An 11,835-nucleotide genomic window follows, 5' to 3' on the forward strand; every position below is an offset into this window, starting at 1 on the left:
TATTCGCTCGATTTTTTTCGCCCACCGCCCACTGATTGCGGCCTGCCGCTAGCCGTGATCAGTCGAGATAGTGGTTGAAATCCGGGTCGTCGTTCAGCATTAGCGGATGAGCCCAGCCCGGTACGCTGATGTGCTTGTCCGAGATGGCCAGGTCATCACCATCCAGCACCCCTTCACCAAACTGGTAACGCGGCCGGGTTTCCCCGTTCAGGGTTTGTTCATCCCAGGCGGCGATCTGTGCGCGGGTCTGCGTGACCTGCGCCTGCCAGCCCTGCAAGGCGCGCTCACCATGGCGCTGGCGCAGCAGCGGCAGCGTGGCGGCGGGCGAGAGCACCACGGCGGTGGCGTTATTACCACCAAAACCCTTCGAGTTCAGCAGCGCGGCCAGCGGCTGATCCAGATGCTGGTGCGCCTGGCTCAGGCCCAGTCGCTCGGCGTGCACGTCCGGCGCCACCTGATCCAGCGTGAAAATGCCGGGCAGAATGCCGCTGGCGAAGGTGCCCAGGGTGGCGGCCAGCTGATCGCCGCCGGCGGTGCCCAGGCTATGGCCGACATAGCACTTGATCGCTGCCACGGGCCAGCGGTCGATATCGAAGGTGGCCGCGATGCGGTTGATGACATCGGATTCTGTCACCCGGTTTTGCGGTGTGCCGGTGCCGTGCGCATGCACAAAGCTGTGCTCACGCAGGCCGCGCTCGCCGACCAGCTGCCGAGTGAGCGCGGCGGCACGCGCCATGGTGAGATAGTTGCCAATGCCGGGTGCCGAGATGGATTTTTTCGGCCCGTCAGCGTGCACGAACACATCCGGCACAGCGCCGAGAATATCGGCCCCCAGTTCCAGCGCCAGCGCATCGTCCATGAGGATCGCGAACTGCGCCGATTCGGCAATGGTAAAGCCGATATTGAAGCCGAACGGGCGGCAGGCGCGGCGGTGATCCGGCGTCTCGCGGCCGGCATCGAGCATACGCAGCGCCTCATCTTCGCCCAGCGCGCCCATGGCGCGATAGCCTTCGATCACTTCCGGCACCAGAGGTGCTTCACTGGTGCCTACAACCACCAGCCGGCGCCGGCCGGAGCGGATATCCTGCACCGCCAATTGCAAATTGTAGAGAAAGGTGGCGCAGGCACCGAGCATGCCGCCGGTGCTGCCGGCCGCGCCAAGCACATAGGCATTGATGAAATCTGCCGTCATCTCGCCCAGGCCCAGCGGCACCTGCTTGGAGGTGATGCGGCGGCCCGTGGCCGGGTAGCGGAACAGCCCGCCGAGCCCGTAATCATCCAGCTGTGACATGGCATTGGAGGCATAGACGCCGATCTGCTCCGGCGATAATCGCTGGCACAGCTGTTGCCACTCCAGCCCCAGCATGCCCAGCGCATCGGAGGCGCTGTAGACCGCCAGCTGCAAGGCCCGAGGATGATTGCGTGCGGGGTAAAGTTGCGCCGGGTCAAAGCCGCCGGGCAACTGGCCCGCCGACTGCACCTTGCTGCGCTGCGGTGCCGGCAGCAGCACCGTGGCGCCGGCCGGCACCGTGACCATGCTGCGGCGATTATCCAGCCGGGTGACCCGCCAGGTATCGGGCAACGGCTGCGGCAGATCCATATTGCGCACCATAAAGTGCTGGCTGCTCTCGCTGCTGCTGTTGACCGCCACCGGTATGTGCTCGGGATCAAGCAATGGCGCTTCCAACCGGCGCACCAGCGAACCTTCCAGCAGCGCCGCATCATCGGCATAGCGGCCAATCACATCCAGATTGCGCAGCGCACGCAGCGTCTGCGCCTGTGCCGCGCTATCCAGCGCGTCGAAGATCAGACGATTGAAACCATGATGACAAGCAGTGCGGCCTGCCGGGCTGACGCCCCCGATGGCGGTAATGACGGGAAGTACAGACAAGGAAAAGACTCCGGTTGATTCGTGACCGAATGGTCAGACCAATGGGTCATGGATTCTACCCCAATCACCGAAGCCGCACAGCCGACGCTGGTATCAATATGTAACCAGGCACGATAACGGCGCCCGGCCCTGCGGCCGGCCCCGGCGCCGCGTACGCGCCTGCTTGTGCTTGCCGCCCTTGAGACCGAACCGGCCACGGCAGCACGACATTCGCCAGTGTATCGAAGTGGCCGCTGGTCAAGCGCCGTCCGTGAATGACACATCAGCCCAGGGTGCAGAAGCGTATTCAGCGTGACGGGGTCAGGGCGGAGATGGCCGGGTGAAGCCAGGAAAAGCTGGCTGGAATATCTTGGCCGGAGGGGCTTTGGCGGGGCAGCTTGGGGCAGGAGTCGCGGTGCAAGGGAGCCGCTTTACGTTAGGGAGCGAGGCGGGAAAACAGGGCAGGCAGGGGGCCAGGCGACAGGCAGAGCGAGACAGGCTGAGCAGGGCGACGGGAAGTGCTCCCCGTCGCCCCGATGGATCACAGCAGTTCGATCGCCACGGCGGTCGCTTCGCCGCCGCCGATGCACAGGCTGGCCACACCACGCTTGCCGCCGGTGCGCTTGAGCGCGTGAATCAGCGTCAGGATGATGCGCGAGCCGGTGGAGCCGACCGGGTGGCCCAGCGCACAGGCACCACCGTGAATATTCAGCTTCTCGTGCGGGATGCCGAGATCCAGCATCGGCATCATCGCCACCATGGCGAAGGCTTCGTTGATCTCGAACAGATCCACGTCGTCTACACTCCAGCCCACTTTTTTCAGCAGACGCTCCGTGGCGCCGATCGGCGCCAGAGTGAATTCGCCGGGGTGTTGCGAGTTGGTGGTGTGCGCCAGAATGCGCGCCAGCGGTTTCAGGCCGCGCTCGCTGGCGACGGATTCCCGCGCCAGGATCAGCGCCGAGGCGCCATCGGAGATCGAGCTGGCGTTGGCAGCCGTCACGGTGCCGTCTTTGGCAAATGCCGGGCGCAGCGTGGGGATTTTTTCGATGTTGGCATTGCCCGGCTGCTCGTCGGTATCGACCACCGTTTCGCCTTTGCGTGTTTGCACCGTGACCGGCACGATCTCGTCCTTGAACCAGCCTTCGCGAATGGCGGCTTGTGCGCGCTTGAGCGATTCGATCGCGTAGTCATCCATGGCTTCACGGGTGATGCCTCGCTTGTCGGCGATTTCCTGCGCAAACGAACCCATCAGGCGGCCGGTTTCCGCATCTTCCAGGCCATCCAGGAACATGTGGTCGTACACCGACCCATGGCCCATGCGCATGCCGCCACGCGCCTTGTCCAGCACATAAGGGGCGTTGCTCATGGATTCCATGCCACCGGCGACGACAATATCGTTGGTGCCTGCGCGGATGGAATCGAACGCGAACATGGTCGCTTTCATCCCGGAGCCACACAGCTTGTTGATGGTCGTCGCGCCGACGCTATCGGGGATGCCGGCGGCACGCATGGCCTGCCGGGCCGGGCCTTGTTTCAGGCCGGCGGGCAACACGCAACCCATGATCACTTCCTGCACGTCCTCCGGCGCCAGCCCGGCGCGGGCAACCGCTTCGCGGATCGAGATCGCCCCCAGTTGCGGGGCGGTGACCGGCGCCAGCGTGCCCTGAAAGCCCCCCATCGGGGTGCGGGCGCCATTGACGATGACTACGCCATCTAAGCTCATGTATGTTCTCCTGTTGGGCCTGTTACGCGCCGTGCTGCCCTGGCATCCGGTGATGGTGGATAACGGGCGAGGCAGCCGGCCGGGTTTTCGAGGCCGCATTGTACTGGCACTGGCACGGCGAGACACCCTGCTTGTGCCCTTGAAGTTTGTTGCCTCGCCCCCATATAAGGGTTTCACTGATACCGCCGCTGCACACGGCACCTTCGGAAAGGTGCTGGCGAGTAGCTCCTGTGAAGACAGGTTGTTATGATCGCCGGCAGCCAGCCGCCGCTGGCCGTGCTGTGATGCTCGCGCCCGGGTGGCGATCCCGCGCGGTTGCGCACGGCGTGTCAGGAATCAGGAAGTACAGCCGCTGGCCCGGAGAGGGTTCCGTATCCCGAAACGCTTTCCAGGCCGGTGCCATTCACAACGCTGGATAACGTCAGGGGACACACCATGGCTTTTGAACTGCCCGCACTGCCTTATGCAAAAGACGCGCTTGCGCCGCACATGTCGGCCGAGACGCTGGAATTCCACCACGGCAAACACCACCAGACTTACGTCACCAAACTCAACGAGCTGGTGGCTGGCACCGACAAGGAAGGTCAGTCCCTGGAAGAGATCATCAAGAGCGCCGGCCCGGGCCCGCTGTTCAACAACGCGGCGCAGGTCTGGAACCACACCTTTTTCTGGAACAGCCTGAGCCCTAACGGTGGCGGCGAGCCGAGCGGTGCGCTGGCCGAGGCGATCAACGCCAAATGGGGTTCGTTCGACAAGTTCAAGGAAGCCTTCACCAACTCCGCCATTGCCAACTTCGGCTCCGGCTGGACCTGGCTGGTAAAAACTGGCGAAGAGCTGGAAATCGTCAACACCAGCAATGCCGAAACACCGATCACCGAAGGCAAGACCCCGCTGCTGACCGTGGATGTATGGGAGCACGCCTACTACATCGACTATCGCAACGCACGCCCGAAGTATCTGGACGGTTTCTGGGCGCTGGCGAACTGGGAATTTGCAGCGAAGAACTTCGCCTGATTTCCCGCCCGCTGGGCAGCAAAAGGCCGCATTCATGCGGCCTTTTGCATTTTCGGCCTTTCCGGTGGCCGAAGGCTGCGGCATGATGCGCGACAGATGCGACAAGCTGCCGGTGCGAGGTAAAAGGATCGTGATAAAACAACAATGTCAGAGCATCTGGCGCCGACTGTGTATCGGGCTGCTGTGGCTGGCGATGACGAGTAGCGCCGCCCTGAGTGCCGTCGCGATCGCTGTAGAGAGCGCTGCCGATGCCGGGAGCGCTATCGAGAGCGCCGCTGAGGCACCGGATCCCGCGCAGCAGCAGATGAACGCCCTGGGCGAGCAGGCGCTGGCCAGCGGCCTGCAACTGATCGAGCGCAGTGGCGGCCTGTATCCCTATGCGATGGTGGTAAGTGGTGAGCAAGCCCATTTGATGAGCTATCAGGGCGATCCGGACGCCCGGCCGCCGGAACAGGAGTGGAGCGCGCTATTGTTGCAGCGCCTGCGAAACCTGGCCGAGACGGATGAAACCGTCACGACGGTAGCGCTGGTGCGGCTGCATCAGGTGCCGACGCGCAGCGGCGATGGCCATGTGCAGGGCCTGTGGGTGCTGCTGGATCACCGTGAGCTGCGGCCGACGTTGTTGTTCCTGCCTTTCCTGCCGGGCGAAGATGGGCAGCACCGCATGGGCGAGCTGCTCTATTACGGTTCGGAGCAACACATTTTCCCGTTCCCGATCGCCGAGTGACGCGGAACCAGGCTGCCGGCAATCAGTCTCAGGCCGGCAGGGAATCATTGTATTGCGACAGTGGACACTATGAATCAGGAACGTGATTTACCGATGGGCGATATCGATCGCCTGAGCCTGGATGATGATCGCCGCACCCCGCCAGCCCGTAAGCCAGCCGGCGGCGGCAACAATGGCGACGGCGGTCAGCCTCCGCGCCGCCCCCGTGCTGCGCCGCCCGCGCCGCCCCGGCGGGGAGGTGGATTCTGGATCGCCAGTACGCTGATCCTGCTGGTGATCACGTTGGGCATGGGCGCCTTCATGTATCAGGAGTTGAGCGCCGTGCGGGCGCAGCTGGATACGCGCATCAGTGAATCCAGTGAACAGCTCGGCAGCCTGGCATCCCAGCTTTCTGCGGCGGATGAGAGCTTCAGCCAATCCACAGGCCAGGTGCAGGACACCCTGAAACTGCACATGGATGAAATCCGCAAACTGTGGGATGTCTCCAACCGGCGCAACCGTGGCTGGATCGAGGAAAACCAGAAAGCCGTCAAGGCACTACAGGCCAGCCAGACCGAAATCGCCAACAGCCTCACGGCACTGCGGCGCGAGATGGCCAGCGTGCGCAGCGACGCAGAGGCGGCGAAGAAAACCGTGGATGAGCTGCGGGCCTCCCAGCAACAGCACACCGTAGCGCGCAATCAGATGCAGACGCAGCTGGATCTCGCTCACGAGAGCCTGAAGCAGCTTGAAAGCCGCACCGCCGCCCAACAGCGCACGCTGGAAGAGGTACGGCGCGTGCTGCCGCAAATACAGGCGCTGGCCAGCGCGCAAGGGCAGGGCGGCGGCGTGGCTGCCCGGCTGGATGAAATCGAGGCCGCCATCGCCGCGTTCGACGATTATCGCCGGCAAGTGAACGGCCGGCTGGATGCGATCCAGGGCCGTTGAGGCAGCGGCAGCATGACACCGTTGGTTGTGGCGCACAGCGCTGCTACAATGCCCCCCACGCGCTAGTGGTGGAATTGGTAGACACGCTGGATTTAGGTTCCAGTGCCGCAAGGTGTGGGGGTTCAAGTCCCTCCTGGCGCACCACATATTTAGTACGAGATCAGTCCGCGCTAGCCACCCTTGCCGACCCAGGAGGCAGCAAGGGTGTTTTGTGGTCCGCAACGCCAGTCTTGCTCGAGTGCATCTCAGGTTCTCACGTCGGACAGGCGCTTGCGCGGGTTGTCTCTCCACGGGTGAGTTGGCGGGCCGTGCGCCAGGGCGTCGCCCGGGTGTGTCTTCTGATGCCCGGAGGATGCTTTGCGCTGGTTTGCAACCCGATTTTCCTTACCCTAGAATGCGCGACGGGTGCTAGCTGCAACGGGCAGTGAGGCAGGTTAATTTTACGGTATGGTCGGACCGGCATGCAGGAGATCTGCTGCCCATGTTTGAGCACGCTTTGGCTTTGTCCCCGCCAGCCAGATCGCATCTGCACGCGCTTTGGCCCAGCTACCCGGTAGGTGTCTCAGGTGCTGAACGCGTCACCCCAGGCTCGTATTTGCCTCGCGTGGTGTCTTTATTCAACCTTTTGAAGTAGCGACGGCGCGGCAGCGTCATGTGGGGAGGAATATCTGGTGGAACATTATCTGAGTATTTTCATCAGTTCGATCTTTATCGAAAACATGGCCGTCGCCTACTTTCTCGGTATGTGCACTTTTCTCGCCATTTCGAAAAAAGTCGACACGGCCCTTGGTCTGGCGCTGGCAGTAGTCATCGTGCTGGCGATCACTGTGCCATTGAACAATCTGATTTTTACCCATTTTCTCTCAGCCGGCGCGTTAGCCTGGCTTGGCCCTGGTTTCGCCGATCTGAATCTCGATTTCCTGCAACTGATGGTCTACATCGGCATTATTGCTGCGGTAGTTCAGATCTTGGAAATGTTTCTTGATCGTTATGTGCCGGCCCTCTACAGCACACTGGGCATATTCCTGCCGCTGATTACTGTGAACTGCGCAATCATGGGGGGCGTGCTTTTCATGGTCGAGCGGCAGTACAACTTTACAGAGAGTGTTGTGTACGGTGTCAGCACCGGCATAGGCTGGGGTCTGGCACTGGTGCTGCTGGCTGGAGTGCGGGAAAAACTCAAATATTCCGATGTGCCGGATGGCCTCAAGGGGCTGGGCATTACCTTCATCACCGTCGGGCTGATGGCCCTGGCCTTCATGTCGTTCTCGGGTGTGACGCTCTGAAAACCTGCGGCACCCGGAAAGCCGGGTGCCGCGAAGCTCAATGCTGGCGTATGAAGGCCACTAATTCGCGTAGCTCACGCCGCGCTTCCGGTAGCCATGGCACCATGATCGGCCAGACGTGAAACAGCCCCTGGCGCGCAATCCACTCCACTTTGACGCCGGCCGCCAGTGCTTTGTCGCGCACGGCCTCCGCATCGCTGTAGAGGCACTCATCCTGATCCACGGTAATCAGCAGTGGCGGCATGCCGTGGTAGTCGCCCAGGCAAGGTGAGGCGAGCGGATTGTCGCGTTGCTCCGGGCTCACATACACATCAGCCGCAGTGCGAATCATGCTGGCGGAGAGCATGCAATCAACGTTGTCGTTGGCATCGAGGCTGGTGCCACGGCCGTGGGCGTCGCTGGCCGGTGAAAACACAAATGCCCGGCCGGGCAACGGCAAGCCCTTGTCTCGCAAGCCCAGCAAGGTCGACAGCGTCAGCCCGCCGCCAGCCGAATCACCGCCGATGGTGATCTGCTCACTGCTATAACCTTCCTCAAGTAGCCAGGCGTAGGCATCAAGGCATCGGTTGACGGCCGCCGGAAACGGATGCTCCGGTGCGAACGGATACACCGGCAGATAGACGGCGGCATTGAGCTGCTGCGCCAGCCGGCCGGCGAGATTGTGATAGGTGCGGGTTACCCCGGCCACATAAGCACCGCCGTGGAAGTAAAGGATGACGCGCTCCGGCGCGGCAGTGGCCACACGGTCACCGGTAAATTGCGTGGTTTCAATGCGCGTACAGCGCACACCGCGAGGCAGCAGCGTGATGCCGGGCGGCCGATTGAACGCCTTGCGCAGATGAGCCACCAATGCCTGCGGTGGCAGATCGCGGCGCTTGATGGCGCGGCGAGCGAACAGTTTGACCAAACGGGCGGTAAAGCTGGGCACGTCATGCTCCCTTTTGTGAAAGAACGCCTACCTTAATGGCCGCTCGCGGATGCGGCGATCACTGATCGGGCCAATATCGCCCGGTGCTTTATTTCCGCATGGTTGCCGAGGCTGAAGCGCGTGGTGGTGCGGCGTCCGCTGATGCCGGTAGTGGGCTTGCCGATGCCGCCATGCTTTTCACGATTGCCTCCGCCTCACCCTCAAGAGCCATGCGACCCGCGTGGTGCGCGGCGCGCAGCAGCGCGGCTTCGGTGCGGGTGAGTATCATCCGTTCTGTGGCCTGAGCCAGCTGCGCTTCCGGCTCGCCCGGCGCCAGCCGGCCGGCACGCTGAGCCTGGTGTAGCTTGTCGCGGATCGCTTGTGTGTCGCCACGCAAGCGGCTGGCATGCAGTAGCGCGCCGAGCCCGGTGCGGGTATCGGTGGGCAGCAGAATGGCGTCACAGAGCCGCTGCTGCTGTTCGAGATCACCCCATAGCGTTGCTGCGGCTGCCCGCGACCAGCGCGGCGTTGGTTGCCGCGAGAGAGGATTCAGCGCCTGGGCCAGCCGGCCAGCCACGCGTAGCCATGTACCAGCCAGGCCAGGCAAGTGTTGCGTGCTGCGCCCGAGATGGTGCTCGGCCTGAGCCAGCGCATAGCGGCAACTGTAATGTACCAGCGGCAGATCGTCGGCCGGGTGCCCGTCGGCATCGAAGCGACGTAGTGTGGCCAGCGCCAGATAGTGCCAGGTGGCGGCCCGATCAAGCGCCCCTGCAAACGCATTGCGAGCCGGGGGTGTCAAGGCGCGCGACCGTGCGGCCAGCGCCAGCAGCAATGCCAGGCGCGATGCTCCCCGGCTGATCCGGCGATGGTAACGGCCTGTCACGGAGGGCGTATCCGGCAGCCGGGCAAATAGGTGCCCGCGGCTCAGGCCGCGCCCCAGCGCCAGCACCAGCGCGATCAGCAGCCGCGTCACGCCGAATGAAGCACCTGCGCTGCGGGCGCGGGTAATGATGTCGGGTGTCGTGGCGCCATCGCTGGAGGTGTCCGCCAGTGCCACCAACATGCGCTGTTTGCTTTGAGCAGCAGCGAGCACCGCAATTACCGGCGCAGTGCGGCCGGGCGTGCTGTGCTGCACGGGTGAGCGGGGCGATGCCTCGGCCATCAGTTCGCCGGCATGTTCGACCGCCTCGGTGGCGGCCTCAGCCATGCACATCGCGAGGCTGCGTGACGTGACGAGCGAGCTTTGCTCCCGATCCAGTGCGGTGCAACTGAACACGCGAGCGGCCTCGAACAGATAGCTGGTGGCCGCCAGGTGCCCGAGCCGCGCTGATGGACGCTGGCCACGCACAGCAGTATAGGTAGCGGCGGCAGCGGTGGTGTATTGCAGCGTTGCGGCGGCCACTGCAGCGCTGGTAACCGCTCGCTGTATCACCGGCGATGGCGCCAGCAGTGTGTCGTCGCTACGGAGGCCCCCGGCCCGCTCGCCGAGCAGGGCGGTGGCGGGCACGATCACCTCGTGGCCGATAACGGTGCCGCTGGCATCCGCTGGGCCGGCGTTGCCAATCACCAGCCCCGACGTAGTGGTATCCAGCAGTATCAGCGCGCATCTCGGCCCGGCTGCTCCAAGCAGCCGGGCCGGGTCATGCAGCCTACAGGCCAGCACCAGCAGGTTCGCCAGTGGCGCAAACGGCACACAGCGGCGATGGAAATTCAGGCGCAGATTCACGCTGCCATCGCTGGCACGAAATACCTCGCCCTCGGCCTGGCCTGCCGCGGCGGCGGCCGACGTGGCAGCGGGCGTGAAGGGACGTGTGAGCGCCAGGCAGGGAAGCTGCTCGCCCCGCGCCAGCCGTGGCAAATAGTGCGCTTTCTGGGCTTCCGTGCCGTGCATGTGCAGTAGCTCGGCGATACCGGAATTGGCCATTGCCACCAGGCTGCCGAGCAACGTCGAATGTGAAGTCAGCCGGGCAATGACGCAGGAACGACCAAGCGCGGACATCGGGCGGCCACCGAATCCGGTGGGGATCTGGAATCCGAAAAAACCTTTTTCCGCCATGAAATCGAACAGCGGCTGCGGCACGCGCTGATGCCGGGTGAACGCGGCGGTATCTGCCAATTGCAGCAATTGCTGGACGGGGCCGTCCAGAAAAGCCTGTTCATCCGCCGGCAACTGGCCATATGGGAGTGTCATCAGGCGAGGCAGATCGGCGCGGCCGCTGAACAGCTCAAGCTCGACGGGTGAACATGTGGCGACGCCGACCAGTGCCGGGCCAGCGGTACGGGAAATGCTCGGGGGGCCTGGCTGCGATTTTCGTATCCGTGAAAGCATGCGATGGCTCCTGCATTGAACCAGCCGCGCACGAATCCTGAGCGGCGGGTGCTCCTGCGCCACGTTCAGGTGTGTGGTGCGCCGAAAAAAAAGGCCAGCCGCTTGCGCGGTGGCCAGGCGCTACTGCAATGTATTCAGTGGATCCAAGGTCTGTTGCGCAACAGGTATTGCACAGCGGGCCTTGCAGGCCGCCCGCTCAGGCGGCCTTTTGTTCCTTGAGCACCACCTCGAGCATGGTGTCGAGCTGCTTGAGGAAGTGGCTGTTGTCGTGATCCCAGGGGTGGAAACCGGGCTTGAACCAGGAAAACCAGTCGCCGACGGACTTGCGCAGCGTACCGGGGCGGCCCCACTGGTACTGCAACGATTTTGCCCAGCCCCGCACATTGAACAGGCCACCCTTGCGGCGCACGTTCTCGATGTAGAAAGGATATTGCAGCGACATGAAAATACCGGTGGCCAGCACCAGCGTGCTGGTACGCAAGGCGTAGGAATACAGTGTTTTGCCCATCACCTTGTCATACACATCAAAGGCAACAGCCTTGTGCTCGGTTTCTTCCAGCGCGTGCCAGTTCCACAGCGCCACGAAGCGCTCGTCGGAGTCGCCCAGGGTTTCCGGGTTACTCAGCACCGAGTTGGCGAGAATGGCGGTCAAGTGTTCCAGTGCGACGGTAACCGCCAACTGGAAATGTTTCGGTGAATATTTTTGCACGCCTTTGAGCAGCTTATAGACAAACTGCTCTTGTCCTTTGACGGGCACGCCAGCCTGTTCGAGCAGATCATTCAGTTCTTCATGCTCGCGGCCATGCATGGCTTCCTGGCCGATGAAGGCAGTGACGGCTTTCTTCAGCTCAGGATCGGTGATCCGATCGCGATAATGGCGCACGGAATCAATGAAGAAGCGCTCGCCCACCGGGAAAAAAAGGCTCAGGGTGTTGAAAAACTGGGCCACGTGCATGCCTGCCTCGTGCCAGTCAGTGGCTTTGTCAGCCGGCAGATTGAAACTCAGATCTCTGCGTATCGGGAGCACGGCCATATTCATGACGGCTTTCCTC

Annotated in this window: 10 protein-coding genes and 1 tRNA gene; 6 read left to right on the top strand and 5 right to left on the bottom strand. The window is 63.0% G+C overall.

Annotation, left to right across the window (positions count from 1 at the left end; translation table 11 throughout):
* Positions 1-58 precede the first annotated feature (58 nt).
* Together MU846_RS10970 and MU846_RS10975 are read right to left on the bottom strand one after the other, a co-directional pair.
* Complete coding sequence (locus MU846_RS10970; protein WP_246952658.1) at positions 59-1,891, bottom strand: beta-ketoacyl synthase; 1,833 nt, start codon at positions 1,889-1,891, stop codon at positions 59-61.
* A 520-nt stretch (positions 1,892-2,411) separates the two neighbouring features.
* Positions 2,412-3,593 (bottom strand): acetyl-CoA C-acyltransferase, encoded by a 1,182-nt coding sequence (locus tag MU846_RS10975; RefSeq protein WP_246952660.1) that lies wholly within the window; start codon positions 3,591-3,593, stop codon positions 2,412-2,414.
* On the opposite strand from MU846_RS10975, the gene MU846_RS10980 reads away from it, so the two are divergent.
* The 6 genes from MU846_RS10980 (at position 3,571) to nqrE (ending at position 7,547) form a co-directional block, all read left to right on the top strand.
* Positions 3,571-3,843: a hypothetical protein gene (locus MU846_RS10980; protein WP_246952662.1), complete on the top strand. Its 273-nt coding sequence runs from the start codon at positions 3,571-3,573 to the stop codon at positions 3,841-3,843. The two genes, MU846_RS10975 and MU846_RS10980, sit on opposite strands and share 23 nt — an antisense overlap.
* 185 nt (positions 3,844-4,028) lie before the next feature.
* Positions 4,029-4,607 carry a superoxide dismutase gene (locus MU846_RS10985; RefSeq protein WP_246952664.1) on the top strand — a complete coding sequence of 193 codons (579 nt, stop codon included), beginning with the start codon at positions 4,029-4,031 and terminating at the stop codon, positions 4,605-4,607.
* Between the two features lie 82 nt (positions 4,608-4,689).
* Entirely contained in the window at positions 4,690-5,334 is a 645-nt protein-coding gene (locus MU846_RS10990; RefSeq protein ID WP_246952666.1) for a hypothetical protein, read from the top strand.
* 69 nt (positions 5,335-5,403) lie between these two features.
* Positions 5,404-6,261: a hypothetical protein gene (locus MU846_RS10995; protein ID WP_246952668.1), complete on the top strand. Its 858-nt coding sequence runs from the start codon at positions 5,404-5,406 to the stop codon at positions 6,259-6,261.
* A 59-nt stretch (positions 6,262-6,320) separates the two neighbouring features.
* A tRNA-Leu gene (locus MU846_RS11000) sits at positions 6,321-6,405 on the top strand.
* Positions 6,406-6,932: 527 nt separating this feature from the next.
* Positions 6,933-7,547, top strand: a complete 615-nt coding sequence (gene nqrE, locus MU846_RS11005) for an NADH:ubiquinone reductase (Na(+)-transporting) subunit E (RefSeq protein ID WP_246952670.1) — start codon at positions 6,933-6,935, stop codon at positions 7,545-7,547.
* Positions 7,548-7,584: 37 nt separating this feature from the next.
* Here the strand turns inward: nqrE and MU846_RS11010 are convergent, their stop codons facing one another.
* The 3 genes from MU846_RS11010 to MU846_RS11020 all read right to left on the bottom strand — a co-directional run bounded on the left by MU846_RS11010 (position 7,585) and on the right by MU846_RS11020 (position 11,822).
* Positions 7,585-8,475, bottom strand: a complete 891-nt coding sequence (locus MU846_RS11010; protein ID WP_246952672.1) for an alpha/beta hydrolase fold domain-containing protein — start codon at positions 8,473-8,475, stop codon at positions 7,585-7,587.
* Positions 8,476-8,563: 88 nt separating this feature from the next.
* Positions 8,564-10,783 (bottom strand): acyl-CoA dehydrogenase domain-containing protein, encoded by a 2,220-nt coding sequence (locus tag MU846_RS11015; RefSeq protein ID WP_246952674.1) that lies wholly within the window; start codon positions 10,781-10,783, stop codon positions 8,564-8,566.
* A 196-nt stretch (positions 10,784-10,979) separates the two neighbouring features.
* Positions 10,980-11,822: a metal-dependent hydrolase gene (locus MU846_RS11020; protein WP_246952676.1), complete on the bottom strand. Its 843-nt coding sequence runs from the start codon at positions 11,820-11,822 to the stop codon at positions 10,980-10,982.
* Between the last annotated feature and the right edge of the window lie 13 nt (positions 11,823-11,835).

Source organism: Alcanivorax quisquiliarum (assembly GCF_023051175.1).
Lineage (GTDB): Bacteria > Pseudomonadota > Gammaproteobacteria > Pseudomonadales > Alcanivoracaceae > Isoalcanivorax > Isoalcanivorax quisquiliarum.